The organism is Streptococcus sp. oral taxon 061, assembly GCF_013394695.1.
GTDB lineage: Bacteria > Bacillota > Bacilli > Lactobacillales > Streptococcaceae > Streptococcus.
On sequence record NZ_CP058258.1, the window covers coordinates 415,393 to 441,797 of the forward strand.

The following is a 26,405-nucleotide window of genomic DNA, read 5'->3' on the forward strand; positions in this document are numbered from 1 at the left end:
AATGAAAATTCGGTGCGCACACCTTACAGTGCAACTTGTTGTTAGACAAGGCAGAGATGTAAAGGGGATATTCTCTTTACAATTGAGGTGGTACCGCGTTACAAACGCCCTCACATGGAAGGAAATTCCGTGTGTGGGCTTTTTTCTATCCGTCATTTTGTTTATCTTTTATTAGGGCGTTAAGTAGCTTTGATGAACTTGAGTTCTATCTACAGCTTCTTGCCTACTACTAAAAGTAAACAAAAAGTCGGATTCATACAGAAGGAGGAAAATTTTATGACAACTAAAGGTTATTTTGGACAATTTGGTGGTAGTTTTGTACCAGAACCAATTCAGGTTTTACTCGATGAATTGGAAGTGACTTTTGAAAAATACAAGGATGATCCAGAGTTTTTAGCTGAGTTTCGCCATTACTTGAAGGATTATTCAGGTCGTGAAACACCACTCTATTTTGCTGAAAGCTTGACAGAGCACCTCGGTGGAGCTAAGATTTATCTCAAGCGTGAAGACCTTAACCACCTTGGTTCACACAAACTCAACAATGTTCTTGGACAAATCCTTCTAGCTAAACGCATGGGTAAAAAACGTGTCATTGCTGAAACAGGAGCTGGCCAGCACGGTGTTGCGACAGCTGCAGCGGCAGCCAAATTTGGTATGGCATGTGATGTCTACATGGGGGCAGAAGATGTGGAGCGTCAACGTCTCAATGTCTTCCGTATGGAGATGATGGGAGCAACTGTTCACGCAGTTGAAACTGGTACTCGTACCCTCAAAGATGCGGTTGACGCAGCCTTTGGAGCATGGATGAATGACCTTGAAGCCTTCTACGTTTTAGGTTCGGCTGTAGGTCCTCACCCTTATCCAACGATTGTTCATGAGTTCCAAAAAGTGATTAGTGAAGAATCTCGTCGTCAAATTTTGGAAAAAGAAGGACGTCTGCCAGACTACGTCATTGCCTGTGTGGGCGGTGGTTCCAATGCCATCGGAGCTTTTTCACAGTATGTAGCTGATGAAGAAGTTAAATTGGTTGGGGTAGAAGCTGCTGGTCACGGTCTAGATACCGACAAACACGCAGCAACAATGACCAAGGGTAGTGTCGGAATTGTCGATGGAATGAAGACCTATGCAGTCTTTAAGGAAGATGGAGAGCTCGCGCCAGTTTACTCTATCTCAGCAGGTTTGGACTATCCAGGGGTTGGTCCAGAACATGCCTTCTTTAAAGACTCTGGTCGTGTAGAGTATGTTGCAGCAACTGATGAAGAGGCTGTTCAAGCCTTGCTTTTACTTAGCAAGACTGAAGGAATTATCCCAGCGATCGAAAGCTCGCATGCCATCGCAGAAGCAGTCAAACGCGCACCAAAACTAAGTAAAGATGAGATTATCATCATCAATGTCTCTGGTCGTGGAGACAAGGACGTAGCTGCTATTGCAGACTACCTTGAAGCTAAAAAATAAAAGATGGAAAAATTATAGCTGTTTCTCTCACAGAGAGCTTGTGGTTGCTGAAAACAAGCAGAGAAAGCTGTAAGGTTGGGTCCGTCTGAAATGAGAGAAGAAAACATAATTCTCAAGGGAGTGCCCTTTATCGCACAACCTGTTACAGGAGCTATCTGAGACAGGAATGAGAGATAGGAGAAATCCTATAATTGAGGTGGCACCGCGAATTTCGTCCTCACGCAAGTTATTTTGCGTGGGGATTTTTTGTAGAATAAACACGGGATTTAAGAAGAACTGAAAGGGAAATTACAATGGAACGAATCATTCATGGAGATGTTTTATCACCAATCTTGGCGTATATGCGCTTAAATGGACAACACAAGGTTATACTTGAAAGTATCCCAAGAGAAAAGGAAAATGCTCGATTTTCTATCTTGGCTTATAATCCAGTTTTTGAGATTAAGTTTGAGAATGGAGTCCTATATCAAAATGGCCAAGTGATTGATCGTGACCCCTTGGATTTCCTCTATGAGGTGACTCATAAGAGCCAGCACCATTCAGACCTACCTTTTGGTGGTGGAGCGATTGGCTTTGTTGGTTATGACATGATTTCTCTTTATGAAGAAATTGGCCAGCTTCCTGAGGATACGATTGGGACGCCAGATATGCATTTCTTTGTTTACGAGAGTTATATGGTATTTGACCACAAGAAAGAAAAAATTCATATCATCGAGGATGCTCTTTACAGTGATCGAAGCAATGATGAGCTAGAAGTGGCTTTAAATCAGGTTTTAGAAGAGTTGAAGATCCCTGCTCCAAATGAATTTGAAGATTTGGACGTTTCTCCACTTCAGTTTAGACCACATATTGCACCTCAGAAATTTGAAGAGATGGTAGAAACAGCTCGCGACTTGATTCGCAATGGAGATATGTTCCAATGCGTGCTCAGTCAGCGTTTCTCCGCAGAAGTAACTGGAAATCCTTTTGACTTCTACAGAAATCTCCGAGTGACAAATCCATCAAATTACCTCTACTTTTATGACTTTGGAGATTATCAAATCATCGGTGCCAGTCCAGAGAGTTTGGTGTCCGTCAAGAATGGTATCGTGACAACCAATCCAATTGCAGGTACGCGACCTAGAGGTGCCAATGACGAGGAAGATGCAGCACTTGCAAATGATCTACTCTCTGATGAGAAGGAAACCGCAGAACACCGAATGCTAGTGGACCTAGGACGCAATGATATCGGTAGAATTGCTGAAACAGCAAGTGTCCAAGTAACCAAGTATATGGAAGTGGAACTTTTCCGCTATGTCATGCATTTGACCAGCGTGGTTAAAGGACGTTTGCTTCCAGAACTGACTGCCGTGGATGCCTTGAAAGCGACTCTTCCGGCAGGAACAGTATCAGGGGCACCAAAGATTCGGGCTATGAAACGCATCTATGAATTAGAAACAGAGAAGCGTGGTGTTTATGCCGGGGCTATCGGTTACCTTTCAGCAACTGGAGATATGGACTTTGCCATTGCAATTCGAACCATGATTCTAAAAAATAAAACAGCCTATGTACAGGCTGGGGCAGGAATTGTTTATGATTCTATCGCTCAAAACGAATACCAAGAAACCATTAATAAAGCTAAATCTATGACTAGAATGGGAGAACTAAGACCATGATTTTACTGATTGATAATTATGATTCATTTACTTATAACCTAGCTCAATATATCGGGAATTTCGCAGAAGTTCAGGTTTTGAGAAATGATGATCCAAATCTTTATGAAGAAGCTACAAAGGCAGATGGACTGGTCTTTTCTCCTGGTCCAGGTTGGCCAGCTGATGCTGGGAAGATGGAAGAAATGATTCGTGATTTTGCAGGTAAGAAACCGATTCTAGGGATTTGTTTGGGGCACCAGGCCATCGCAGAAGTCTTTGGTGGTAAGTTAGGTTTGGCTCCTAAAGTTATGCACGGTAAACAAAGCCAGATTCGTTTTGAGAATCCATCGGTTATCTATCAAGGGATTGAGGACAATCGTCCAGTCATGCGTTACCACAGTATTTTAATTGAAGAGATGCCAGAAGAGTTTGAAGTGACAGCTCGTTCGACAGATGACCAAGCTATTATGGGGATTCAACACAAAACCTTACCGATTTATGGCTTGCAGTATCATCCAGAAAGTATTGGAACGCCAGATGGCCTATCTTCTATTCAGAATTTTATCGAGAAAGTTGTAAAGTGAGGAAGACAAAATGAAAGAAATTATTGAAAAATTAGCGAACTTTGAAGATTTATCAAGTGTTGAAATGACAGATGTGATCGAACGCATCGTGACAGGGCGAGTGACAGAAGCACAAATCGCTTCACTACTTTTAGCCCTCAAGATGAAGGGAGAAACACCTGAGGAAAGAACAGCCCTCGCTCAAGTTATGAGAGGGCATGCTCAACACATTCCAACCAACATTCAAGATGCTATGGATAACTGCGGTACAGGTGGAGATAAGTCATTTAGCTTCAACATTTCTACAACTGCAGCCTTTGTCTTAGCAGGTGGAGGAATCCATATGGCTAAACATGGAAATCGCTCTATTTCTTCTAAATCTGGGTCAGCAGATGTCTTGCAAGCTTTGGGAATCAATATTGACCTTAAACCATCACAATTGGGTAAGGTATTTGACCAAACAGGAATCGTCTTTCTCTTTGCTAAAAACATGCACCCAGCCATGAAATACATTATGCCAGCTCGTTTGGAGTTGGGAATTCCAACCATCATGAATTTGACAGGTCCACTCATTCACCCAATGGTCTTGGAAACACAGCTTCTAGGAATCAGTCGTCCTGAACTTCTGGAAAGTACTGCTCAGGTTTTGAAAAACATGGGTCGCAAACGTGCTATCGTAGTAGCTGGTCCAGAAGGATTAGATGAAGCTGGTTTGAATGGTACTACCAGCATTGCCCTTCTTGAAAATGGTGAAATCACTTTGTCAACCTTTACTCCAGAAGATTTGGGAATGGAACGCATTGACATTGAGGACATTCGTGGAGGAAATGCTCATGAGAATGCAGCCATCCTTGTCAGCGTTCTTAATAATGAACCAAGTCCATTCTTGGAAACAACCGTTTTAAATGCTGGTCTAGGATTCTACGCCAATGGTAAAGCAGACAGTATCAAGGACGGAGTTGAAATGGCACGCCAAGTGATTGCTAGTGGTAAGGCCCTGGAAAAACTCAGACTATTACAGGAGTACCAAAGATGAGTCAGGAATTTTTATCACGTATCCTAGAGCAGAAGGCGCGTGAAGTTGAAAAGATGGAGCGAGAGGAACTTAAGCCCCTGCGAGCAAGCTATCGCTTAGCTGAATATTTGAAAAACCATCAAGAACGTCTGCAAATCATTGCAGAAGTCAAGAAGGCGAGTCCAAGTATGGGTGATATCAATCTGGATGTGGATATCGTTCAACAGGCCCAGACTTACGAGGCTAACGGTGCGGTTATGATTTCTGTTCTGACAGACGAGGTTTTCTTTAAAGGTCATTTGGATTATCTTCGTGAGATTTCCAGTCAGGTACAGATTCCGACTTTAAACAAGGATTTTATTATCGATGAAAAGCAAATCATCCGTGCTCGCAATGCAGGTGCGACAGTTATCTTGCTCATCGTAGCAGTCTTGTCAGAAGAACGCCTCAAGGAACTTTATGACTATGCTACAGAGCTTGGACTAGAAGTGTTGGTGGAAACTCATAATCTGGCTGAGCTAGAAGTGGCTCACCGTCTTGGCGCTCAAATTATTGGTGTCAACAATCGCAATTTAACAACCTTTGAAGTTGACTTGCAGACCAGTGTAGACTTGGCCCAATACTTTAAGGACGATTGCTTGTACATTTCTGAATCTGCTATTTTTACAGGAGCAGATGCGAAACGAGTTGCACCCTACTTTAACGGAATTTTGGTAGGAACAGCTCTCATGCAGGCAGAAGATGTCGCTCAGAGAATCAAGGAGTTGCAGATTGACAAAGGTTAAGATTTGTGGACTATCGACCAAAGGAGCGGTAGAAACAGCTGTGTCGGCTGGGGCAGACTACATCGGTTTTGTCTTTGCACCTAGCAAAAGACAGGTGACCTTGGAACAGGCAGCAGAGCTAGCTAAGATCATTCCTACAAATGTAAAAAAGGTTGGCGTATTTGTTTCACCAAGTCGGTCAGAATTACTAGAAGTGATTGAAAAGGTTGGCTTGGATTTGGTACAGGTTCACGGTCGAGTGGCAGATGATTTGTTTGATGATTTGCCTTGTGCCAGCATTCAGGCTGTGCAGGTGGATGGGAATGGACATGTACCCAATTCTCAGGCAGATTATCTCCTCTTTGATGCACCTGTGGCAGGAAGTGGCCGGACCTTTGACTGGGGGCAACTGGATACGACTGATCTATCTCAGCCTTTCTTCATCGCAGGCGGGCTCAATGAGGATAATGTAGAAGAAGCTATTCAACACTTTACTCCCTTTGCAGTAGATGTATCAAGTGGAGTAGAATCAAACGGACAAAAAGATCATGAAAAGATTAGAAGATTTATAGAGAGGGTAAAACATGGCATATCAAGAACCAAATAAAGATGGATTTTACGGGAAATTCGGTGGACGTTTTGTCCCAGAAACATTGATGACGGCAGTATTGGAGTTGGAAGAGGCTTATCGTGAAAGTCAGGCAGATCCAAGTTTCCAAGAGGAGTTAAAGCAACTTTTGCGCCAGTATGTAGGTCGCGAAACACCTCTTTACTACGCAAAAAACTTGACTCAGCATATTGGTGGAGCCAAGATTTACCTCAAACGTGAAGACCTCAACCATACAGGTGCCCACAAGATTAACAATGCCTTGGGACAAGTTCTTCTCGCTAAACGCATGGGCAAAAAGAAAATTATCGCTGAAACTGGTGCCGGTCAGCACGGTGTAGCAACTGCAACTGCTGCAGCCCTTTTCAACATGGAATGTACTATCTATATGGGTGAGGAAGATGTTAAACGCCAAGCCCTCAATGTCTTCCGTATGGAACTTTTGGGAGCCAAGGTGGAAGCTGTAACAGATGGTTCGCGCGTGCTCAAAGACGCGGTCAATGCAGCCCTTCGTTCTTGGGTAGCCAACATCGATGATACCCACTATATCCTTGGTTCTGCCTTGGGGCCTCATCCTTTTCCAGAAATTGTGCGTGATTTTCAAAGTGTTATCGGTCGAGAAGCTAAACAACAGTACCGTGACTTGACAGGGCAAGATTTGCCAGATGCCCTAGTAGCCTGTGTTGGTGGAGGTTCGAATGCTATCGGTCTCTTCCATCCATTTGTGGAAGATGAATCTGTAGCTATGTATGGAGCTGAAGCGGCAGGACTTGGTGTGGATACAGAGCATCACGCAGCTACCTTGACCAAGGGTCGCCCAGGAGTTCTTCACGGTTCTCTCATGGATGTTCTCCAAGATGCCCATGGACAAATCTTAGAAGCCTTCTCTATCTCAGCAGGTTTGGACTACCCAGGTATCGGTCCAGAACATTCTCATTACCACGATGTCAAGCGTGCGACCTATGTTCCTGTGACAGATGAGGAAGCCTTGGAAGGCTTCCAACTCTTGTCTCGTGTGGAAGGGATTATCCCAGCTTTGGAATCTAGTCACGCTATCGCCTTTGCGGTGAAATTAGCCAAAGAACTTGGTCCAGACAAGTCTATGATTGTCTGTCTATCAGGTCGCGGAGACAAGGATGTAGTTCAAGTTAAAGACCGCTTGGAAGCAGACGCAGCAAAGAAGGGAGAAGCTCATGCCTAAGACACTAACAGAAAAATTGAATGCAATTAAAGCAGCAGGAAAGGGAATTTTCGTTCCCTATATCATGGCTGGAGACCATGAAAAAGGTTTGGCTGGTCTCGGTGAAACAATTCACTTTTTAGAAGACTTGGGTGTTTCTGCCATTGAAGTGGGAGTTCCCTTTTCAGACCCTGTTGCAGATGGTCCTGTTATCGAAGAAGCAGGCTTGCGCAGTCTAGCTCGCGGAACCTCTACCCAGGCTTTGGTTGAAACTTTGAAAACCATTGAAACAGAAATTCCGCTTGTCATCATGACCTACTTTAACCCCCTCTTTCAGTATGGTGTTGAGAAATTGGTTAAAGATTTAGCAGATACAGCTGTTAAAGGTTTGATTATCCCAGACCTTCCTCATGAGCACGCTAACTTTGTAGAGCCCTTTTTGGCGGATACAGACCTTGCCTTGATTCCACTTGTCAGCTTGACGACAGGAATTGAGCGTCAAAAGGAACTCATTGAAGGGTCAGAAGGATTTGTCTATGCCGTTGCTATCAATGGGGTAACAGGGAAATCAGGAAATTACCGATCTGATTTGGACAAGCACTTGTCTCAACTTCATCAAGTGGCTGACATTCCAGTTTTGACAGGATTTGGTGTATCCACCGAGGATGATGTAGAACGATTTAATGCAGTATCAGACGGCGTCATCGTCGGTTCCAAGATTGTTAAGGCTCTGCATGAAGGACAAGTAGCAGAAATCGCTGACTTTATCCGAGAAGCAGTAGCTTCCCAAAAATAATCACACAAGTAGCAAGCAAGAGGAAGGGCACAAAAGGAAGTCTTTCCTTTTTCTTTAGTAGGAGAAAGGCTAGAATGCCAGTAGTGGAAGCAAATTGAATTAAAATTAGAAGTTCTGTAAGTGTAAATACGAGTGCACAAGAGGCCAGAAAAAGAAAATCACCTGCCCCAATGCGAATATCAATAACATGGGAAATGATTCCAAGAACTAGGAAGAAAGCCATGATTAGATTCCAACCACAGCATACCATGAGGACTAGGTGGAAAGTCAGCCAGACTAGCAAGGGATATTCTTGATGACGAAGGTCATAAATTCCTAAAGTTAAGCCAGCAGTGATTAGGATGACTTGATTCAAGGTTAGAAATTCCCAAGAAAAAGCTAAAAAGAACAGTCCCGAGCCTAACTCAAAGAAAGCATACCAGAAAGGATATCGTACCTTGCAATAGCGACAGCGAAAGCGATTGAATATCTGGGACACAATCGGAATCAAATCTAGTGGTCTCAAGCGAGTCTGACAAGAATCACAGTGACTAGCAGGAAAGACGATGGATTGTTCAGGGAAGCGATCAATGACCAAGCCTAGAAAGGAAGCAAGAATCGTTCCAACAAGAAAAAAGTAAAGATGAATCATACTTATTTATTCGTAAAAAATAAGAGAAAGAGTATAATAGTTGGATGTAGGAGAAGTTTTAGGAGCAAATATGAAAATTCACTTTGAAAAAGGACTTCAGTTAGAAAATGCCCAATTCATTTGTCAGTGGTCTAATACTTTGGGAGAAAGTTTTCAGAAGCAATGGATGGGACCAAAGATTTCTTATCCCTTGATTGTCCAATCCTTGCAAAAGATGGAAGGGATTTTTTCCATTTTTGCTGGAGAAGAGTTTGTAGGCATCATCCAGAAAATCAAACTAGAAGATAAAAATCTTCATATTGGAAGATTTCTCATAGCTCCACAGAAGCAGGGAAAAGGATTAGGTCGAAAAGCTTTCCAAGACTTCGTTCAAGAAATGTTTGAAAATGAAGAAATAGAAAGTATTTCCCTAACGGTTTTTGAGTCAAATCAAAGAGCCAAAAATCTCTACCACAAAGAGGGATTTGAAATTGTTCAAACCATTGAAATTCCAGAACGAAAATACATAATGAGAAAATCTAGGTAAGAACTAGATGACACCCAAAACTGTCCCCTTACAATTTTTAATTCTCAAACTTGTTGCAGAGAAATTTTCTTGATAAAATAGATACATGACTAGATATAAAGCTGTAATTTCCTATGATGGCTACGCTTTTGCTGGTTTTCAGCGACAACCTCACGCGCGTAGTGTCCAAGAGGAAATTGAAAAAACTTTAACCAAATTAAATAAAGGACAAGCCATTGCCATTCATGGCGCTGGGCGAACGGATAGTGGTGTTCATGCATTAGGTCAGGTCATCCACTTTGATCTTCCCTATCAGATGGATGAGGAAAAACTTCGTTTTGCTCTCGATACCCAAAGTCCTGAAGATATCGATGTGATTTCGATTGAGATTGTGGCCGATGATTTTCATTGCCGTTATGCTAAGCATAGCAAGACCTACGAGTTTATCGTGGATAGAGGACGTCCTAAAAATCCCATGCGTCGCCATTATGCGACTCATTATCCCTATCCACTCGATGTGGAGCGGATGCAAGAAGCTGTAAAAAAACTAGAGGGGACACATGACTTTACTGGTTTTACAGCATCAGGAACTAGCGTGGAGGACAAGGTAAGAACGATCACGGAAGCTAGCCTTAGGGTGGATGAAACCGGTCAGTTTTTGACCTTTACCTTCTCAGGCAATGGCTTCTTGTATAAGCAAATCCGTAATATGGTTGGAACCCTGCTGAAAATTGGCAACAATCGTATGCCTATTGAGCAGATTGACCTGATTTTGGAGAAAAAAGACAGACAGTTGGCAGGTCCAACTGCAGCACCCAATGGTTTATATTTGAAGGAGATTCGTTATGAAGAATAATCGTATTTTAGCACTTTCAGGAAATGATATTTTTAGTGGTGGGGGACTAGCCGCTGACCTTGCGACCTATACTTTGAATGGTTTGCATGGTTTTGTGGCCATGACCTGCTTGACCGCTTTGACAGAGAATGGATTTGAGGTCTTTCCGACAGATGAGACTATTTTCCAACAACAGCTAGATAGTCTCAAGAGCGTAGACTTTGGAGGGATTAAGATAGGTCTATTACCAACGGTCGGTGTTGCTGAGAAAGCCTTGAATTTTATCAAGGAACGTGAAGGAGTTCCAGTAGTCTTGGACCCTGTATTGGTTTGTAAGGAAACGCACGACGTTGCAGTCAGTGAGCTCTGTCAAGAGTTGATTCGCTTTTTCCCTTATGTATCTGTGATTACTCCGAATCTTCCTGAGGCAGAATTGCTTGCAGACCAAAAGATTGAAACTTTAGAAGATATGAAGGCTGTAGCCAAAAAACTACATGATTTGGGTGCACCAGCAGTGATTATCAAGGGTGGAAATCGCCTCAGTCAGGATAAGGCTGTGGATGTCTTTTATGATGGAGAGAATTTCACGATCCTTGAAAATCCAGTCATCCAAGGACAAAATGCTGGTGCAGGATGTACCTTTGCATCAAGTATTGCCAGCCAGTTAGTCAAGGGAGAGGAGCTCTTACCAGCAATTGAAAGTTCCAAGGCCTTTGTTTACCGAGCTATTGAACAAGCAGATCAATATGGAGTGAGACAATATGAAGCAAACCAAAACAACTAAAATCGCCCTAGTATCCGTCTTAGCAGCCAGTTCGGTTGTATTAGGTTATTTTATTAAAATTCCGACACCAACTGGAATTTTTACACTTTTGGACGTCGGTGTCTTCTTTACAGCCTTTTACTTTGGCAGTCGTGAAGGAGCCATTGTCGGAGGTTTAGCAGGATTCTTAATTGACCTCATTTCAGGTTATCCTCAGTGGATGTTCTTCAGCTTGATTTTCCATGGTTCGCAGGGATATTTGGCAGGTGTTAAAGGGAAATGGCAGTGGTTAGGATTAGTTTTTGCAACTATCATCATGGTGGCAGGTTACGCTTTTGCATCGGCTTGGATGAATGGTTGGGGAGCAGCCATACCAGAAATCATCCCAAATCTCCTGCAAAATATCGTTGGAATGACTTTAGGATTTCTTCTTTGTCATAGTGTAAAGAGATTCAGATAATCGTGAAAAAGGGAATCCTCTGCAGGAACTATTGAAAAAACTCTGATTATTTGCTAAAATGAAAGTTATGAAAACACTCTACGATGTGCAACAATTTCTCAAACAGTTCGGTATCATTGTCTACATGGGGAAACGTCTCTATGATATTGAGCTGATGAAGATTGAACTATCTCGAATCTATGATGCAGGCTTGATGGATAAGCTGGATTATTTAGAAGCAGAGGCAGTTCTTCGCAGAGAGCACAAGATAGAATTAGACTATTTAGAGAAAAATGGAGATTAAGTATTATGGTAACTTGGGTTTTGTGGGGACTTGTCGTAGCAATGTTAGCATGGATGGGATACAACTATCTTCGCATTCGTCGTGCAGCGAAAATTGTAGACAATGCAGAGTTTGAGTCTTTGATTCGTACAGGTCAGTTAATTGACTTACGTGATCCTGCTGACTTTCACAGAAAACATATCCTTGGAGCTCGTAATATCCCTTCAAATCAATTGAAGACAAGTCTTGCAGCGCTTCGTAAGGATAAACCTGTCCTTCTTTATGAGAACCAACGTGCGCAGCGTGTCACAAATGCAGCGCTTTTCTTGAAAAAACAAGGTTTCTCAGAAATCTATATTCTCTCTTATGGATTGGATTCTTGGACTGGGAAGGTGAAATCTAATTAACAATGTGAAAAAAACTTGTCACATATGTTTAATATAGAAATCCGACTTTTTATGGTATAATAGTAATATGAATTTTAAGGAGTTTTTATTATGCAAGAAAAGAAAAAAGCATCGCTTGTTTTAGGTATCCTATCTATCGTCCTTGGTTTGCTATCTCCAATCGTTGGTTTGATTTTGGGTATTATTGGTCTTGTTTTGGGTAATTCACATCAAAATCAATCTGGACTAAATTATAAAACAGAAAAAATCCTCAATATTGTAGGGATTGTCATTTCAGTCCTTAACTGGATTGCAGGAGTCATTTTGATGATGCACTAATCAGGATTCTAACAAAAAAAGCTTTATTTTTAAAGCTTTTTTGTTTTATCCACTTTTCGTTAAGTGGTTTTTAATCATCTTTAATTATTTCTGGCTCAGGGACAGGTTTTCATAGTTCTAAAACTTGTTACTAATAGATAAAGCCGGTTTTTATGATATAATGAATGTGTAAAAAATTTAAGGAGTTTATTGAAAAATGGAAGAAAAGAAGAAAAATCCACTTATAGTGGGTATCCTATCTATCATTCTTAGTTTGTTATTTCCATTGGGAGGTATTGGTTTAGGTATCGTTGGTTTTTTATTTGCTAACGAACTTCAAAAAGAATCTGGATTAGACTATAAAACAGAGAGAATTGTATCTATTGTAGGTATTGTACTTTCTGCTCTTAACTGGATAATTGGAATTTTCTTACATATGAGTTAAAGAAGATTAAAAAAGCTTTATCTTTAAAGCTTTTTTGTTTTACTCATTTTTCGTTAAGTGGTTTTTAATCATTTCTAATTCTTTCTAGCTCAGGGACAGGTTTTCAAAGTTCTAAAACGTGTTACCTAATAGATAAAGCCGGTTTGTATGGTATAATGATTGCGTAATAAGTTTAAGGAGATTTTAGAGCATGCAAGAAAAGAAAAAAGCATCACTTGTTTTGAGTATCCTATCTATCATATTTGCATTTGGATTTCCAGTTTTAAGTATTTTTTTGGGTGTTTTTGGTTTGGTCTTGGCTAATTCATATCAAAAAGAGTCTGGACTAGACTATAAGACAGAAAAAATTCTCTCTATTTTAGGGATTGTGTTAGGGATTGTGATTTCTGCACTTATCTGTATCGTACTTATCTCACAACTTTCGGGAATTCATTAAAACAAAAAAGCTTTATTTTTAAAGCTTTTTTGTTTTATTCACTTTTCTTTAAGTAGTTTTTAATGATTTTCAATTCCTCTTGATTCAAGGGCCGGCATTGACCTTCTGCTAGGTCAGGATCTAATGTAAAATCCCCGAACTGAACTCTTTTTAGGGCAGTGACCTTGACACCGACTGAGAGGAACATTTTTTTGATCTGATGAAATTTCCCTTCAGAGATGGTGATGGTGGCTCGGCTGAGACTAGGGCTTGAAGATAGAATCTCAAGCTGAGCAGGTTTACAGACAGTTCCATCAAGAAAGACAATCCCATTTTTGAACTGCTGGATGTGATCTGGTGTGAGCAAGCCGTTCACCTCAACTTGATAAGTTTTATCGACATGATATTGAGGGTGGAGAAGTTGAAAACCTAGAGGGCCATTATCTGTTAGGAGGAGCAACCCTGTCGTATCTCTATCCAATCGACCAATTGCGTAAAGCTGAGCCGACTGGAGGTGTTGAGGTAGTAAGTCCATAACCGTTGGGAGCTTCTTGTCCTTGCTTGCTGTCACGACACCATTTGGTTTGTGAAGCATGAGATAGGTGTGCTCATATCCTTGGATTTTTATACCCTGAAAAATCAACTCTTGTAATCCCGTATCAACATTCTGTGCAAGGGAAGTAGCAGGAACTCCATCTATTAAGATTTCTTTTTTGATAAGAGCCTGTTTCATGGCTTTTCGACTGATTTTTTCCTGGGCCAATAAATTATCTAAACGCATACCAGCCTATCTTATCACAAGTCAGGATTTTTGAAAAGAAAAGAGAAGGAATGAATTTTCTTTTGAAAACATTTACACTTACTTGAGTTATGCCATTTGCTTAAAATTGTGGTATAATCGTTCAGTTAGAAAATAAATTTGAAATAAATAGAGGAAATCATGACAAAATTAAGAGAAGATATCCGTAATATCGCGATTATCGCCCACGTCGACCACGGAAAAACAACCCTCGTTGACGAATTGTTGAAACAATCTGAAACTCTTGACGCACGTACAGAATTGGCTGAGCGTGCAATGGACTCAAATGATATTGAAAAAGAGCGTGGAATTACCATCCTTGCGAAGAATACAGCAGTTGCTTACAACGGAACTCGTATCAATATCATGGACACACCAGGACACGCGGACTTCGGTGGAGAAGTAGAACGTATCATGAAAATGGTTGACGGTGTTGTTTTGGTCGTAGATGCTTACGAAGGAACCATGCCACAGACTCGTTTCGTATTGAAAAAAGCCTTGGAACAAGACCTTGTGCCTATCGTTGTAGTTAACAAAATCGATAAGCCATCAGCTCGTCCAGCAGAAGTAGTGGATGAAGTTTTGGAACTTTTCATCGAACTTGGTGCAGATGATGATCAGCTTGACTTCCCAGTAGTCTATGCTTCAGCGATCAACGGAACATCTTCATTGTCAGATGATCCAGCAGACCAAGAAAAGACTATGGCGCCAATCTTCGACACCATTATCGACCACATTCCAGCTCCGGTTGATAACTCTGATGAGCCTCTTCAATTCCAAGTGTCACTTCTTGACTACAATGACTTCGTAGGACGTATTGGTATCGGACGTGTCTTCCGTGGTACAGTCAAGGTTGGGGACCAAGTTACCCTTTCTAAACTTGACGGAACAACCAAAAACTTCCGTGTTACAAAACTCTTTGGTTTCTTTGGTTTGGAACGTCGTGAAATCCAAGAAGCTAAGGCTGGTGATTTGATTGCCGTATCAGGTATGGAAGACATCTTCGTTGGGGAAACAATCACTCCAACAGATGCAGTTGAAGCTCTTCCAGTTCTTCACATCGACGAACCTACTCTTCAAATGACCTTCTTGGTTAACAACTCACCTTTTGCTGGTCGTGAAGGAAAATGGGTGACTTCTCGTAAGGTTGAAGAGCGCCTTCAAGCTGAGTTGCAAACAGACGTATCTCTTCGTGTAGACCCAACAGACTCACCAGATAAATGGACGGTTTCAGGACGTGGGGAATTGCACTTGTCAATCCTTATCGAGACTATGCGTCGTGAAGGTTATGAGCTTCAAGTGTCTCGTCCAGAAGTTATCGTCAAAGAAATTGATGGTGTGAAGTGTGAGCCATTTGAGCGCGTGCAGATCGACACACCAGAAGAATACCAAGGTTCTGTTATCCAAAGCCTTTCTGAACGTAAGGGTGAAATGTTGGATATGATTGCAACAGGTAATGGTCAAACTCGTTTGGTCTTCCTAGTTCCTGCGCGTGGTTTGATTGGATACTCAACTGAGTTCTTGTCAATGACTCGTGGTTACGGGATCATGAACCATACCTTCGACCAATACTTGCCATTGATTCCAGGGGAAATTGGTGGACGTCACCGTGGTGCTCTTGTTTCTATCGATGCTGGAAAGGCAACAACCTACTCAATCATGTCTATCGAAGAACGTGGTACTATCTTTGTTAACCCAGGTACTGAGGTTTACGAAGGAATGATCATCGGTGAAAACTCTCGTGAAAATGACTTGACTGTTAATATCACGAAAGCAAAACAAATGACTAACGTTCGTTCAGCTACCAAGGACCAAACAGCGGTTATCAAAACTCCTCGTATCTTGACACTTGAAGAATCACTTGAGTTCTTGAACGACGATGAGTACATGGAAGTAACGCCTGAATCTATCCGTTTGCGTAAGCAAATCCTCAATAAGGCAGAGCGTGAGAAAGCAAATAAAAAGAAAAAATCAGCTGAATAAAGGCTAGAAAGAGATAAAGATGGTCTACTTAATCATAGGGATACTCTTATTACTACTCTATTTATTTGCGACACCCCAAAGTATCAAGGGGACGGTCAATGTTGTAATATTAGTCTTTGGACTTGTTGCCCTCGTAATCTTGTTGCTCTTGTCTGCCCTGCAGATTTTCCAACTTCCAGCAGAAATCTATATAACATTGGGGATGCTAGCTCTTACTTACTTTAGTTTGAGAGATATTTCCTTAATATCGGTTAAAAAGAGATAGGATTTAACCTCATTCCTCTACACCATTAGAGTCAAAATGTAAAATGATTGAAGCAAAATCAGATTCATGCTGGTTTTGCTTTTTGTTTTCACGAGATAACTAGGTAAGAGGCGATTTCATTTATTTTTCATATCTTTTGAATAGAAGTAAGTTTTTTGATACAATAAAAGAAAACGGTTACAAGATTGGAGTTTGATATGAACCGACATTTATTTAAGGAAAAGCAACGTTTTTCTTTAAGAAAATATGCAATAGGAACTTGTTCTGTTTTATTAGGAACGAGTTTGTTTTTTGCGGCCTCACCGATTGAAATCGTAGGAGCTCAGGAGAGACAGCCACAATTAGTTTCTCATTATGTTGAGGATAAAGATTTACCTGAAGCAATAAAGGAAGAATTGCGGTGGTTTGAAGATAATACAATCGAGCTAGAAGAGGGTAAGGACTATTACTTCGTTTATCGTAAATCAGCTGCAAGCTTACCCAATACGGGACTCTTTTCTAATCCTTTAGTGCCAGTACTAGGAATGGGAATTCTTTTGGTTTCGTTAACGTTAATCAAGAAGAAAAAAGGTAGAAGTCTTTTTCTAGTGACAGTTTTGGCAGTTGGGGGAACAGCAGTCTCAGTCTCTGCCCTAGAAAACTTAGTAGAGCTTCGTCCAGCCCTCGTTAAAACGGTAGAAGGGGAGTTTTTGCCAAGACCTGAAAAGATTGAAGGTTATGAATTTACGGGTTACTATTTTGTAAGATGCAATGAAGAGATATCTCAAAGCCTAGTCACACCTTCAAAAACGACTCAGGGAAGTCTGCTTGAACAAGCTGTAATTCCAAGTCATCTAGGTATAATTGAAACTCCAGCAACTCCAAGCCGACCATCTTCTGAAGAGTCTACATCAATCCCTCCTCAGGGTCAACCAAGTCTAGTAGAGGTGAAACCGGAATTGGAAATTAGCAAGGAATCCATTCCTTTTGATACCATTCGTCAGGAAGATCCAAACTTGCCGAAGGGACAAACGCAAGTTATCCAAGCAGGAGTCGCAGGAGAACGTACCATCTTAACAGAGGTTACAAGGGGTAATGGTAAGGAGAGTCGTGAAGTTCGCTCAAACACTGTGACTCAAGAACCAGTTTCAGAAATTATTGCAGTCGGTACTAAGGTAGAATCCACATCAATTCCTCTAGAAGGTTCTCCAAGCTTGGTGGAAGTGAAACCAGAGCTAGAAACAAGCACAGAGTCAGTTCATTTTGATCGACTCTATCAAGAAGATCCAGATTTGCCTAAGGGTCAAACTCGAGTTATCCAGGCAGGAGTAGTAGGAGAACGTACCATCTTAACAGAAGTTACAAGGGTTGATGGTAAGGAGAGTCGTGAAGTTCGCTCAAATACTGTGACTCAAGAACCAGTTTCAGAAATTATCGCAGTTGGTAGCAAGGTGGAATCCACATCAATTCCTCTAGAAGGTAGTCCAAATTTAGTAGAAGTGAAACCTGAGTTGGAAACTAGTACAGAAGAGATACCTTATAATACTCTTCATCAAGAGGACCCAGATTTATTAAAAGGTGAAACTCGTATAATCCAAGCAGGTGTGGTTGGGCAACGTACGATTCTAACAGAAGTTACAAGGGTTGATGGTAAGGAGAGTCGTGAAGTTCGCTCAAATACTGTGACTCAAGAACCAGTTTCAGAAATTATTGCAGTTGGTAGCAAGGTGGAAGCGACAGCTATTCCGCAAGAAGGTAGTCCAAGTTTAGTAGAAGTGAAGCCAGAGTTGGAAACTAGTACAGAAGAGATACCTTATAATACTCTTCATCAAGAGGATCCGGATTTACTAAAAGGTGAGACTCGTATAATCCAAGCAGGTGTGGTTGGGCAACGTACGATTCTAACAGAAGTTACAAGGGTTGATGGTAAGGAGAGTCGTCAAGTCAAATCAAATACTGTGACTCAAGAACCAGTTTCAGAAATTATTGCAGTTGGTAGCAAGGTGGAAGCGACAGCTATTCCGCAAGAAGGTAGTCCAAGTTTAGTAGAAGTGAAACCAGAATTGGAAGTAACAACAGAGGTGGTTCCATTTAAGACCATTCGTCAAGAAGATCCGAATATGGCAGAAGACCAAGTTAAACTAATTCAAGCAGGTGTCAACGGGAAACGTACCATCCTAACCGAAGTTAGCACGCTTAATGGTCAGGAAAAACGTAAGATTATTTCGAATACTTTAACGACAGAAGCCATTCCGGAAATCATTGCTATCGGGACAAAAAAAGAGCTTCTCCCACTCCCCCAACCAAAAATTGAAACCCAAACGGTTCCTTATAAAATTATCTACCAAGCAGATGAAACTCTAGCAGTTGGGACCCGAAAAACAAAAGTTTCTGGCGTTAATGGAAAGCTAGAAACGACTACAAACTATACGAGAGATAATGTCAGCGGTGCAATCAAAGAGTCTAGTACTACAAAAACCTTGGTTGAGAAGGTAGATGAAATTATTCTTGTAGGAATAAAACCAAGTATCGAAACGAAGGTTATTGCAAATAAGACGGTTTTTGAAGCAGACTCTACACTACCTTACCAGACGCAAAAAGTGTCTGTTTCAGGGAAGGAAGGTAGTGAGAAAACGATGACTAGTTACAAAGTTGACAGTCAGTCAGGTCTTGTAACTGAAAAAGATAAACAGAAGCAAACCACGGCCCCAATTGATAAGGTTATTAAAGTTGGGAATGTCGAAAAGATTGTGACTCCAATTCCGATCAAGGAAGAACGTCGAAAGGATCCATCACTTGACAAGGATACTGAAAAAATTGAGAGCCCAGGTCAAGCAGGAGAGTTGACGGCTACTCGAGTTTATGAAGTGAACACTCACACTGGGGCATTACTGTCGTATAAAGAAACTAGTGCTGAGACGAAAGCTATGAAACCGAAGGTAATCCTGGTAGGAACCAAAGAAAATAAACCACATCTCCTCCCAGATAACAAGGATCTAGAAAATGCGATTGATACAAATCGAGTAAGCCGAGATATGAAAGGGATAGATTTATTTACTAACACATACTTAGTGAATGCTCTGAAACCAAGCATCCTTGGGCGTGACGTGATTAGTAAGAAGATTGAACTCAAAAAGACAAATCCAGCTATCACTGATGAAGAAGTCAAAGAAGTCCTGCGCAAAGAATACCTTGAAAGATTATCGATTAAAGATACTTTTGAACAAACAAAGAATAACTTAGATTCAGATCTAAAAAAGATTGCTTCTCATACCCTTAGCATACTAGGAAATACTCCAGATTCTAGGGCAAAAGTCCAAAGTGAACTAGAAGCAAATAAAGAAAAAATTCTTTTAGGTCTAACTTATATCAATCGTTTTTACAATATTGATTTTGGTAAGACCAATATTCGCGATATTCTAGCCTTTAATCCAAGCTCTTTTGGTAAAAAAGTTACTTCCTTAGATTGGTTGAAACATCTAGGTTCCATGAACTATAGTGAGATGAAGTTGGTCAATAGTCCTAATACCTATGAAAAGTATTTTGAGAAGATTACTGACAAAGGAACATTGAAAGACTTCCTTGACTACAACCGGACTACCTTTACAGATATGGATGGTGATACTTGGTTGAAGGATGCTACAAAGGCCATTGTTATAGAGAAAAAATCAAAAGAGAAGCCTGACGAAAACGTTGCTCTATATACAAAATTGACCTCTGATCCTGTCAAGTATGGGGCTGAGCCACAACAAGTTGTAAATCATAAACAGTATAATATGGCAACTCTTTTAGGTCTGGTCAATATAAAAGAACCAAGCATTTATGTTATTACAAATATGGCAACTGTTTCTTATGGAAATATCGGAACCTACATCGATTCTTCACTTGCTAAACGTAACCCTGCCCAATACAAGGCTGATTTAGAAAAGACGAGGGCTCTGGTTGAGTTAACAGCGGATCGTCAGGCAGCTTATGTTGATTCCCTGTACAGAATTACTAAAAAAGAGAACCAAACAAAACTGATAACCAACCGTTTGATTGTGGATACTATGAAAAAGTATACTAACAAGCAAAATGCAGGTATCAAGGAAACTTGGTCTAAGGAGTTTGGTCCAGAGGCTGATAAAGGAGTCAAGGACTTTATGTCTCCGTTAGGTATGTATTCTCCGTCTCAAACCGTTGGAGCTGAAGCCAATGGTTCTGGTGTGCGTTACTTTATTGATAGAGTTTTAGATGATCGTGGTTCAGCAACCTACTCTCATGAAATGACTCACTTGTTGGATCGTACAGTACTCTTTAACAACCATGGACGACGAGATGGTACGGGAGCAGAGTTCTATGCTCGTGGAATCTTTGAAAATTCTTATACACCTGAAACTGATACCTACTTTAACTTGAATTTTGTCTTTGATGAAAGTAAGAAAGATAGTTTCTACAATAAGAAACCGGACCGCTTTAAATCTGCTGCAGATTTGAAAGAATACATGCATGGTAGTTTTGATGTACTTTATAGTTTAGATTATTTGGAAGCTGAGGCTAGTCGAGGATTGTCAGCAGCTGAAAAAGCAATCTACTTCAAACAGCTCTTGCCAAGTCCAACTTCAGGTTCTAGAACTCCAGTTTCTTACGACAATCCATCTGTCCAACCGACTCATCAGAGTGAGGAAATTAAGGCTTTGACGGAGGTAGACGCAAGTAAGTTGACGGACATCAATAGTTTGATTGATAATCATATCGTGGTAAATCGCTATATTATTAAAGGGCTAACAGCAACTGGGAAAGTAGATGCCAATGGCTATTACACGGTCGATATGTTTGATACGATTTATGGTGTTAATCAAAATGATAAAGGAATGAGTGGTGATATTAGCTTTAGAAAACAAGCCTTTGAGTTAATGGCAGGACTTGGTTACTACGAAGGTTTCGTCCCTTATGTGTCGAATCAATACAAGAAAGATGCTGAGAAAGCCAATCGTCCATTGTCGGACAAATATATCTTTGATAAGATTTTATCTGGAAAAAGCTATGCTCAATTTAAGAAAGAACAAGTCAATGAACGAATCAATAACCTGAACAAGTTAAAACCGATAACGATTGACTACAAAGGCAAGAAGGAAGTGATTGCTAGCCCAGAAAGAATGAAGCAGTTAATGGCAGAAGCGGTAAAAGAAGAACTTGCTGAGATTAAAGCTGGTAACACAAGTGCGAAACAATATCGCTTTATTGAAACTCCGGTACAGAAGTTGAAAAAAGCCATTTACAAAGCTTATCTTAAGGAATCAAATGAATTTAAAGAATCGATCTATAAATCTTGATAGCTGAGATAAATTTCAACCGGATTAGAATCATTTTTCTAAGTAGTTTTGAGTACTTAATAAGACAAGAAAAACACCTTTCGGACTGCAAGTCTCTACAGTCCGAAAGGTGTTTTTTATCTGTACAATTATCTCTTTTTGTTTTTTGAATATCGCTGGTAGAAGTCGACTTTTATCTGGATAAAATGTTCTAATTCACGAAAGAGTTGTAATAGGGTTGCCCGTGTCTCAAACTCTTCTCTAGTTTTAGGGAGAGATCGATTGCGAAATACCTCTAGGTAGCTCTCAATATCATTCAATAAGTCGTAGGCTGGATTGGTTTGACTCAGTTGGCTAGCTGTTTTTGAAAAGAGCTGAGCGACAATCAAACTCTCACTAGCGGCTAATTGGCATGTGTTAATCTGTTGAGCCATATTTCTTAAGATACGCGTTTGTCTTTGCCGCATCTCGAAGTAGTGGATATGATAATCTGTCTGGTGAAAGAGATGGTCAGAGTGATCGAGGTAAACTAACTTAAGAGCATCCTCAAGTAGTTGGTCAAGTTCATTTACAAGTTGAGCCTGATTACGGCCATCCCCTCTTTTCAGATAGTAAGAAAGCCGTAGAAGAACATCTCTGAGTTTTTCTTCAACAAGAGTATGATAATGTTGAATGTCTTTTTCACGTGAAGGCATGTAGAGATTGACCAGAAGTGCAAAGCCAGTACCGATTAGGAAGAGTAAGAGCTCATTCAGTAAAAGTGTTGGTGATGTTGTTTGTTGGATTAAGAGATGGCTGACCAGGACGCTACTAGGAGTAATCCCAATTTCCCAACCGAGTTTATAGGCCAAGGGAACATAGACTGCTAAGTAGAGTCCAAAGCTCCAGATATGATAACCAGTTAGTTGAAAAGCAATAACACCGATTGTCAGAGCAAGCAAGGTTGAAAAAAGTCTATTGCGGGCTAATTTGATGGTGCTTCTACGTGTATCAGAGAGACTTAAAATAGCAATGATACCAGCTGAAATAGCTGAGGATAGATCAAAAAAGTAGGCTAGAAAACAGGCAAAGCAGGTTGCCAAAACAAGTTTTAAAGTACGTTGAGTGATAGACATAGAATATTTCCTTGAGAAAATGCTTTAAAGTTTTAGTAGTAGGTGAGGTAGAAAGGTCTATTCCAAGAGAGTTACTGAGAAAATAATTTGTTCTCCTTGTAGTGGTTTGATTATAGTATAAATATGTTTTGAAATCAAGTGAATCTAATAATAGTATAGGCAGAATGAATATTTACCAAACTGGTCCAGATATCGTTTTATGGTATAATAGTAGAAAGGAGTTTTACATGCAAGAATTTTTTAAAAGTTATTTTGATAAGCTAGATTTAACCTCAGTATTTGAGAATCTCTTGACCAAAGTGATTTCTCTTTTAATTTTATTTGTACTATTTTATATTGCTAAAAAGCTACTTCATGCGGCTGTAAAGAAAATAGTGAAACCATCGCTAAAATTTTCAAATCGGGACGCGGGAAGACAGAAGACAATTTCGCGTTTGCTTGAAAATGTCTTTAATTACATTCTCTATTTCTTCTTAGTCTACTGCATTTTATCTATCCTAGGACTGCCTGTATCCAGTTTACTAGCTGGTGCTGGGATTGCTGGGGTTGCAATTGGTATGGGGGCGCAGGGCTTCTTATCAGATGTTATCAATGGTTTCTTTATTCTCTTTGAACGCCAGTTGGATGTAGGAGATGAAGTTGTTTTGACAAACGGTCCCATTACTGTATCGGGAAAAGTAGTTAGTGTCGGCATTCGAACCACTCAACTAAGAGGTGAAGACCAGGCTCTCCACTTTGTTCCCAACCGTAATATCACTGTGGTTAGCAATTTTTCAAGAGAAGAAGAGAACTGAAATTTTACTTGATTTATGGTACAATAGAGGGAGTTTGACAGAGGAGAAATGATGGTTTTAGATAAACAATTAGGAAATGGTTGTACCTGGATAAATCTTGATATCGAAAAAATTAAAAATCTTGGAGATTTATCTGAAATCTATGGTTTGGATAAGGAAACCATCGAATATGCTCTGGATAGAAATGAACGAGCCCACATGGACTATAACCGTGAAAATGGGACTGTAACTTTTATCTACAATGTTCTGGATCTTGAGAAGGACAAGGAATACTATGAAGCCATTCCTATGACCTTTATCGTTGAAAAACAACGAATGATTACGATCAGTAACCATAAGAACGCTTATGTGATTGAACGTATGCTGACTTATCTTAAAACTCATGAAACGATTTCAATCTACAAGTTTCTCTTTGCCAGCTTAGAGCTTATCAGTAACGCTTATTATCCTGTCATCGAAGAAATGGATAAAAGTAAGGACGAAATTAGTGCCTTGCTACGTCAAACCACGACAAAGAAAAATCTCTTTGCTCTCTCTGATTTGGAGACTGGTATGGTTTACTTGACAGCTGCGGCAAAACAAAATCGACTTCTATTGGAACATATCCAAGGTCATGCTCTTTATCGGAGATTTAACGATGTCGAACGAGAGCAGTTTGATGATGCCATGATTGAAGCCCATCAGTTGGTGTCTATGACAGATTTGATTTCTCAAGTCTTACAACAACTCTCTGCTTCTTACAACAACATCCTAAACAATAACCTGAATGATAGTTTGACAATTTTGACTATTATCTCCGTCTTACTAGCAGTACTTGCGGTTATTACAGGTTTCTTCGGGATGAATGTTCCTCTACCATTTACAGAAGAGCCAAATGCTTGGATTTATATCTTAATGGCTAGCTTGATTTTATGGGCAGCCTTATCTCAATGGCTGAAGAAAATTACTAGGAAATAAAAGAGAAGGAGCCAGAATGGCGATTGAAAATTACATGCCAGACTTTGCTGTAGAAGCAGTATATGATTTGACAGTCCAAAGCCTGAAAGACCAAGGGATCAAAGCTGTTTTGGTCGATTTGGATAATACCCTCATTGCTTGGAATAACCCTGATGGGACTCCAGAAATGAAGCAGTGGTTACATGACCTTCGTGATGCTGGTATTCGTATCATCGTAGTGTCCAATAACTCTAAAAAACGCGTTCAACGGGCAGTTGAAAAATTTGGAATTGACTATGTTTATTGGGCTTTGAAGCCTTTTACTTTCGGGATTGACTGTGCCATGAAGGAATTCCACTATGAGAAAAACGAAGTAGTCATGGTTGGAGATCAGCTCATGACGGATATTCGAGCTGCCCACCGAGCAGGGATTCGTTCGATTTTGGTCAAACCCTTGGTCCAGCATGATTCTATCAAAACGCAAATCAACCGTGCTCGTGAGCGCCGTGTCATGAAACAAATCACTGAAAAGTACGGGCCTATCACATATAAAAAAGGAATCTAACTATGGAAGAAATTCTCTGTATTGGTTGTGGAGCAACCATTCAGACGGAAGATAAGACTGGTCTTGGATTTACACCTCAGTCAGCACTTGAAAAAGGTTTGGAGACTGGAGAGGTTTATTGCCAACGTTGTTTCCGTCTTCGTCATTATAATGAAATCACAGATGTGCAGCTGACGGATGATGATTTCTTAAAACTTTTGCACGAGGTGGGAGATAGTGATGCCTTGGTGGTTAACGTTATTGATATCTTTGACTTCAATGGATCAGTTATCCCAGGATTACCACGCTTTGTATCAGGTAATGATGTGCTCTTAGTCGGAAATAAAAAAGATATCCTACCTAAGTCAGTAAAGGCTGGGAAGATTTGCCAATGGCTCATGGAACGTGCCCACGAAGAAGGTCTGCGTCCTGTGGACGTTGTTCTGACTTCAGCTCAAAATAAGCATGCTATCAAGGAAGTCATTGAAAAAATCGAGCACTACCGTAAGGGGCGCGATGTCTATGTAGTTGGGGTGACTAATGTCGGTAAATCAACTCTTATCAATGCCATTATCCAGGAAATTACGGGTGACCAGAACGTCATCACAACTTCACGCTTCCCAGGGACAACTCTAGATAAGATCGAGATTCCGCTTGATGACGGTTCTTATATCTACGATACGCCGGGGATTATCCATCGTCATCAGATGGCTCACTACTTGACAGCTAAGAATCTCAAGTATGTCAGTCCTAAAAAGGAAATCAAACCTAAAACCTATCAGCTCAATCCGGAGCAAACTCTATTTTTAGGGGGCTTGGGACGCTTTGACTTCATCGCAGGAGAAAAGCAAGGTTTCACAGCTTTCTTTGACAATGAACTCAAACTTCATCGTACCAAGCTTGAAGGAGCGACTGACTTTTACGATAAGCACCTGGGAACCCTTCTTACACCACCAAATAGCAAGGAAAAAGAAGATTTTCCAAAACTGGTCCAACATGTCTTTACTATCAAGGATAAGACCGACTTAGTTATCTCAGGATTAGGCTGGATACGTGTGACAGGCACAGCTAAAGTAGCTGTCTGGGCACCAGAAGGCGTCGCGGTCGTCACACGAAAAGCAATTATTTAAACACAGAAAGGAAAGAGTTATCTTTATAAAGGTGAGCATGGCGAGCCTCTAGAAGATACTTTTCGCCGTGGTGTCAGTTGGTACAAATGATTGTACCAACTGCGGAAAATTTGAGACCTTAGGCTCAAATTTTAGTCATGAAAGTCCGAAGGACTTTGCTGACGTCCGTCACCACTTCAGAAAAGTATAAAAAACTCTTTTAAAGAAAATATGTCATTAACATCAAAACAACGTGCCTTCCTCAACAGCCAGGCACACACCCTCAAACCCATCATCCAAATAGGGAAAAATGGTCTCAACGACCAAATTAAAACTAGCGTCCGTCAAGCACTTGATGCCCGCGAATTGATTAAGGTTACTCTCTTGCAAAACACAGATGAAAACATCCACGAAGTAGCTGAAATCTTGGAAGAAGAAATCGGTGTAGACACAGTTCAAAAAATCGGACGCATCTTGATTTTGTATAAACAATCCAGCAAGAAAGAAAATCGCAAGATTTCTAAAAAAGTTAAAGAAATCTAAGCATGACGCT

Annotated in this window: 28 protein-coding genes and 1 other annotated feature (1 of these 29 running past the window's edge); of the genes, 25 read left to right on the forward strand and 3 right to left on the reverse strand. The window is 40.6% G+C overall.

Features of this window, described 5'->3' with window-relative positions:
- Positions 1–115, forward strand: a binding site (T-box leader) (it extends 116 nt beyond the left edge of the window).
- A gap of 161 nt (positions 116–276) precedes the next feature.
- From trpB (HW271_RS02045) to trpA, 8 genes are all read left to right on the forward strand, one after another.
- The gene (gene trpB, locus HW271_RS02045; RefSeq protein WP_004251478.1) at positions 277–1,455 is read left to right on the forward strand and encodes a tryptophan synthase subunit beta; all 1,179 of its coding nucleotides are present in this window, start codon (positions 277–279) and stop codon (positions 1,453–1,455) included.
- Between the two features lie 293 nt (positions 1,456–1,748).
- On the forward strand, positions 1,749–3,110 hold the full coding sequence (gene trpE, locus HW271_RS02050; protein ID WP_178894655.1) for an anthranilate synthase component I: 1,362 nt from the start codon (positions 1,749–1,751) through the stop codon (positions 3,108–3,110).
- The gene (locus HW271_RS02055) at positions 3,107–3,673 is read left to right on the forward strand and encodes an aminodeoxychorismate/anthranilate synthase component II (protein WP_178894656.1); all 567 of its coding nucleotides are present in this window, start codon (positions 3,107–3,109) and stop codon (positions 3,671–3,673) included. Before trpE ends, HW271_RS02055 begins: the two co-directional genes overlap by 4 nt.
- Positions 3,674–3,683: 10 nt before the next feature.
- Positions 3,684–4,688 carry an anthranilate phosphoribosyltransferase gene (trpD, locus tag HW271_RS02060; protein ID WP_178894657.1) on the forward strand — a complete coding sequence of 335 codons (1,005 nt, stop codon included), beginning with the start codon at positions 3,684–3,686 and terminating at the stop codon, positions 4,686–4,688.
- Complete coding sequence (gene trpC / locus HW271_RS02065; protein ID WP_178894658.1) at positions 4,685–5,452, forward strand: indole-3-glycerol phosphate synthase TrpC; 768 nt, start codon at positions 4,685–4,687, stop codon at positions 5,450–5,452. The genes trpD and trpC overlap by 4 nt, the downstream gene beginning before the upstream one ends.
- Entirely contained in the window at positions 5,439–6,038 is a 600-nt protein-coding gene (locus HW271_RS02070) for a phosphoribosylanthranilate isomerase (RefSeq protein WP_178894659.1), read from the forward strand. Before trpC ends, HW271_RS02070 begins: the two co-directional genes overlap by 14 nt.
- Positions 6,016–7,239, forward strand: coding sequence for a tryptophan synthase subunit beta (gene trpB, locus HW271_RS02075; protein ID WP_178894660.1), 1,224 nt, complete (start codon positions 6,016–6,018; stop codon positions 7,237–7,239). Before HW271_RS02070 ends, trpB (HW271_RS02075) begins: the two co-directional genes overlap by 23 nt.
- Positions 7,232–8,014, forward strand: a complete 783-nt coding sequence (gene trpA / locus HW271_RS02080) for a tryptophan synthase subunit alpha (protein ID WP_178894661.1) — start codon at positions 7,232–7,234, stop codon at positions 8,012–8,014. The genes trpB (HW271_RS02075) and trpA overlap by 8 nt, the downstream gene beginning before the upstream one ends.
- On the opposite strand, the gene HW271_RS02085 is transcribed toward trpA, so the two are convergent.
- Positions 7,983–8,645 (reverse strand): A24 family peptidase, encoded by a 663-nt coding sequence (locus HW271_RS02085; RefSeq protein WP_178894662.1) that lies wholly within the window; start codon positions 8,643–8,645, stop codon positions 7,983–7,985. The two genes, trpA and HW271_RS02085, sit on opposite strands and share 32 nt — an antisense overlap.
- A gap of 70 nt (positions 8,646–8,715) precedes the next feature.
- On the opposite strand from HW271_RS02085, the gene HW271_RS02090 reads away from it, so the two are divergent.
- From HW271_RS02090 to HW271_RS02130, 9 genes are all read left to right on the forward strand, one after another.
- Positions 8,716–9,171: an N-acetyltransferase gene (locus HW271_RS02090; RefSeq protein WP_178894663.1), complete on the forward strand. Its 456-nt coding sequence runs from the start codon at positions 8,716–8,718 to the stop codon at positions 9,169–9,171.
- Between the two features lie 85 nt (positions 9,172–9,256).
- Complete coding sequence (truA, locus tag HW271_RS02095; RefSeq protein ID WP_178894664.1) at positions 9,257–10,006, forward strand: tRNA pseudouridine(38-40) synthase TruA; 750 nt, start codon at positions 9,257–9,259, stop codon at positions 10,004–10,006.
- Positions 9,996–10,769, forward strand: a complete 774-nt coding sequence (locus HW271_RS02100) for a bifunctional hydroxymethylpyrimidine kinase/phosphomethylpyrimidine kinase (protein WP_178894665.1) — start codon at positions 9,996–9,998, stop codon at positions 10,767–10,769. Before truA ends, HW271_RS02100 begins: the two co-directional genes overlap by 11 nt.
- Positions 10,747–11,208: an ECF transporter S component gene (locus HW271_RS02105; protein WP_178894666.1), complete on the forward strand. Its 462-nt coding sequence runs from the start codon at positions 10,747–10,749 to the stop codon at positions 11,206–11,208. The genes HW271_RS02100 and HW271_RS02105 overlap by 23 nt, the downstream gene beginning before the upstream one ends.
- 58 nt (positions 11,209–11,266) lie before the next feature.
- Positions 11,267–11,491, forward strand: coding sequence for a YqgQ family protein (locus HW271_RS02110; protein WP_178894667.1), 225 nt, complete (start codon positions 11,267–11,269; stop codon positions 11,489–11,491).
- 5 nt (positions 11,492–11,496) lie between these two features.
- Positions 11,497–11,877: a rhodanese-like domain-containing protein gene (locus HW271_RS02115; RefSeq protein ID WP_006149793.1), complete on the forward strand. Its 381-nt coding sequence runs from the start codon at positions 11,497–11,499 to the stop codon at positions 11,875–11,877.
- A gap of 90 nt (positions 11,878–11,967) precedes the next feature.
- On the forward strand, positions 11,968–12,195 hold the full coding sequence (locus HW271_RS02120) for a hypothetical protein (RefSeq protein WP_006149827.1): 228 nt from the start codon (positions 11,968–11,970) through the stop codon (positions 12,193–12,195).
- A gap of 196 nt (positions 12,196–12,391) precedes the next feature.
- Positions 12,392–12,619 carry a DUF4190 domain-containing protein gene (locus HW271_RS02125; protein ID WP_178894668.1) on the forward strand — a complete coding sequence of 76 codons (228 nt, stop codon included), beginning with the start codon at positions 12,392–12,394 and terminating at the stop codon, positions 12,617–12,619.
- 190 nt (positions 12,620–12,809) lie between these two features.
- The gene (locus HW271_RS02130; RefSeq protein WP_178894669.1) at positions 12,810–13,055 is read left to right on the forward strand and encodes a hypothetical protein; all 246 of its coding nucleotides are present in this window, start codon (positions 12,810–12,812) and stop codon (positions 13,053–13,055) included.
- A gap of 34 nt (positions 13,056–13,089) precedes the next feature.
- Here the strand turns inward: HW271_RS02130 and HW271_RS02135 are convergent, their stop codons facing one another.
- The gene (locus HW271_RS02135; protein WP_178894670.1) at positions 13,090–13,815 is read right to left on the reverse strand and encodes a 16S rRNA pseudouridine(516) synthase; all 726 of its coding nucleotides are present in this window, start codon (positions 13,813–13,815) and stop codon (positions 13,090–13,092) included.
- A 159-nt stretch (positions 13,816–13,974) separates the two neighbouring features.
- Here HW271_RS02135 and typA point away from each other — a divergent pair, with 159 nt between their 5' ends.
- The 3 genes from typA (at position 13,975) to HW271_RS02150 (ending at position 21,375) form a co-directional block, all read left to right on the forward strand.
- Positions 13,975–15,816 carry a translational GTPase TypA gene (typA, locus tag HW271_RS02140; RefSeq protein ID WP_178894671.1) on the forward strand — a complete coding sequence of 614 codons (1,842 nt, stop codon included), beginning with the start codon at positions 13,975–13,977 and terminating at the stop codon, positions 15,814–15,816.
- A 19-nt stretch (positions 15,817–15,835) separates the two neighbouring features.
- Positions 15,836–16,081 carry a DUF3165 family protein gene (locus tag HW271_RS02145; protein ID WP_178894672.1) on the forward strand — a complete coding sequence of 82 codons (246 nt, stop codon included), beginning with the start codon at positions 15,836–15,838 and terminating at the stop codon, positions 16,079–16,081.
- 197 nt (positions 16,082–16,278) lie between these two features.
- Entirely contained in the window at positions 16,279–21,375 is a 5,097-nt protein-coding gene (locus tag HW271_RS02150) for a G5 domain-containing protein (protein ID WP_178894673.1), read from the forward strand.
- 128 nt (positions 21,376–21,503) lie between these two features.
- Here the strand turns inward: HW271_RS02150 and HW271_RS02155 are convergent, their stop codons facing one another.
- Positions 21,504–22,469 (reverse strand): aromatic acid exporter family protein, encoded by a 966-nt coding sequence (locus HW271_RS02155; protein ID WP_178894674.1) that lies wholly within the window; start codon positions 22,467–22,469, stop codon positions 21,504–21,506.
- A gap of 227 nt (positions 22,470–22,696) precedes the next feature.
- Between HW271_RS02155 and HW271_RS02160 the strand changes: the two genes are divergently transcribed.
- The 5 genes from HW271_RS02160 (at position 22,697) to yhbY (ending at position 26,395) form a co-directional block, all read left to right on the forward strand.
- Positions 22,697–23,263 carry a mechanosensitive ion channel family protein gene (locus tag HW271_RS02160; protein ID WP_045615293.1) on the forward strand — a complete coding sequence of 189 codons (567 nt, stop codon included), beginning with the start codon at positions 22,697–22,699 and terminating at the stop codon, positions 23,261–23,263.
- A 51-nt stretch (positions 23,264–23,314) separates the two neighbouring features.
- The gene (locus HW271_RS02165; RefSeq protein ID WP_045615295.1) at positions 23,315–24,220 is read left to right on the forward strand and encodes a magnesium transporter CorA family protein; all 906 of its coding nucleotides are present in this window, start codon (positions 23,315–23,317) and stop codon (positions 24,218–24,220) included.
- Between the two features lie 16 nt (positions 24,221–24,236).
- Entirely contained in the window at positions 24,237–24,764 is a 528-nt protein-coding gene (locus HW271_RS02170) for a YqeG family HAD IIIA-type phosphatase (protein ID WP_178894675.1), read from the forward strand.
- Positions 24,765–24,766: 2 nt separating this feature from the next.
- Positions 24,767–25,873, forward strand: coding sequence for a ribosome biogenesis GTPase YqeH (gene yqeH / locus HW271_RS02175; protein WP_178894676.1), 1,107 nt, complete (start codon positions 24,767–24,769; stop codon positions 25,871–25,873).
- 210 nt (positions 25,874–26,083) lie between these two features.
- Positions 26,084–26,395, forward strand: a complete 312-nt coding sequence (yhbY, locus tag HW271_RS02180; protein WP_000060171.1) for a ribosome assembly RNA-binding protein YhbY — start codon at positions 26,084–26,086, stop codon at positions 26,393–26,395.
- The last annotated feature ends 10 nt before the right edge of the window (positions 26,396–26,405 follow it).

What these genes read in the sequence shown, in the direction of transcription:
- HW271_RS02130 (WP_178894669.1), top strand. Translation starts at nt 12,810, where the DNA reads ATGCAAGAAAAGAAAAAAGCATCACTTGTTTTGAGTATCCTATCTATC.
- truA (WP_178894664.1), top strand. Translation starts at nt 9,257, where the DNA reads ATGACTAGATATAAAGCTGTAATTTCCTATGATGGCTACGCTTTTGCT.
- HW271_RS02100 (WP_178894665.1), top strand. Translation starts at nt 9,996, where the DNA reads ATGAAGAATAATCGTATTTTAGCACTTTCAGGAAATGATATTTTTAGT.
- HW271_RS02165 (WP_045615295.1), top strand. Translation starts at nt 23,315, where the DNA reads ATGGTTTTAGATAAACAATTAGGAAATGGTTGTACCTGGATAAATCTT.
- HW271_RS02055 (WP_178894656.1), top strand. Translation starts at nt 3,107, where the DNA reads ATGATTTTACTGATTGATAATTATGATTCATTTACTTATAACCTAGCT.
- HW271_RS02110 (WP_178894667.1), top strand. Translation starts at nt 11,267, where the DNA reads ATGAAAGTTATGAAAACACTCTACGATGTGCAACAATTTCTCAAACAG.
- trpB (WP_178894660.1), top strand. Translation starts at nt 6,016, where the DNA reads ATGGCATATCAAGAACCAAATAAAGATGGATTTTACGGGAAATTCGGT.
- yqeH (WP_178894676.1), top strand. Translation starts at nt 24,767, where the DNA reads ATGGAAGAAATTCTCTGTATTGGTTGTGGAGCAACCATTCAGACGGAA.
- HW271_RS02085 (WP_178894662.1), bottom strand. Translation starts at nt 8,645, where the DNA reads ATGATTCATCTTTACTTTTTTCTTGTTGGAACGATTCTTGCTTCCTTT.
- HW271_RS02090 (WP_178894663.1), top strand. Translation starts at nt 8,716, where the DNA reads ATGAAAATTCACTTTGAAAAAGGACTTCAGTTAGAAAATGCCCAATTC.
- HW271_RS02145 (WP_178894672.1), top strand. Translation starts at nt 15,836, where the DNA reads ATGGTCTACTTAATCATAGGGATACTCTTATTACTACTCTATTTATTT.
- HW271_RS02150 (WP_178894673.1), top strand. Translation starts at nt 16,279, where the DNA reads ATGAACCGACATTTATTTAAGGAAAAGCAACGTTTTTCTTTAAGAAAA.
- HW271_RS02115 (WP_006149793.1), top strand. Translation starts at nt 11,497, where the DNA reads ATGGTAACTTGGGTTTTGTGGGGACTTGTCGTAGCAATGTTAGCATGG.
- trpC (WP_178894658.1), top strand. Translation starts at nt 4,685, where the DNA reads ATGAGTCAGGAATTTTTATCACGTATCCTAGAGCAGAAGGCGCGTGAA.
- HW271_RS02155 (WP_178894674.1), bottom strand. Translation starts at nt 22,469, where the DNA reads ATGTCTATCACTCAACGTACTTTAAAACTTGTTTTGGCAACCTGCTTT.
- HW271_RS02120 (WP_006149827.1), top strand. Translation starts at nt 11,968, where the DNA reads ATGCAAGAAAAGAAAAAAGCATCGCTTGTTTTAGGTATCCTATCTATC.
- typA (WP_178894671.1), top strand. Translation starts at nt 13,975, where the DNA reads ATGACAAAATTAAGAGAAGATATCCGTAATATCGCGATTATCGCCCAC.
- HW271_RS02105 (WP_178894666.1), top strand. Translation starts at nt 10,747, where the DNA reads ATGAAGCAAACCAAAACAACTAAAATCGCCCTAGTATCCGTCTTAGCA.
- HW271_RS02170 (WP_178894675.1), top strand. Translation starts at nt 24,237, where the DNA reads ATGGCGATTGAAAATTACATGCCAGACTTTGCTGTAGAAGCAGTATAT.
- yhbY (WP_000060171.1), top strand. Translation starts at nt 26,084, where the DNA reads ATGTCATTAACATCAAAACAACGTGCCTTCCTCAACAGCCAGGCACAC.
- trpD (WP_178894657.1), top strand. Translation starts at nt 3,684, where the DNA reads ATGAAAGAAATTATTGAAAAATTAGCGAACTTTGAAGATTTATCAAGT.
- trpB (WP_004251478.1), top strand. Translation starts at nt 277, where the DNA reads ATGACAACTAAAGGTTATTTTGGACAATTTGGTGGTAGTTTTGTACCA.
- trpA (WP_178894661.1), top strand. Translation starts at nt 7,232, where the DNA reads ATGCCTAAGACACTAACAGAAAAATTGAATGCAATTAAAGCAGCAGGA.
- trpE (WP_178894655.1), top strand. Translation starts at nt 1,749, where the DNA reads ATGGAACGAATCATTCATGGAGATGTTTTATCACCAATCTTGGCGTAT.
- HW271_RS02125 (WP_178894668.1), top strand. Translation starts at nt 12,392, where the DNA reads ATGGAAGAAAAGAAGAAAAATCCACTTATAGTGGGTATCCTATCTATC.
- HW271_RS02135 (WP_178894670.1), bottom strand. Translation starts at nt 13,815, where the DNA reads ATGCGTTTAGATAATTTATTGGCCCAGGAAAAAATCAGTCGAAAAGCC.
- HW271_RS02160 (WP_045615293.1), top strand. Translation starts at nt 22,697, where the DNA reads ATGCAAGAATTTTTTAAAAGTTATTTTGATAAGCTAGATTTAACCTCA.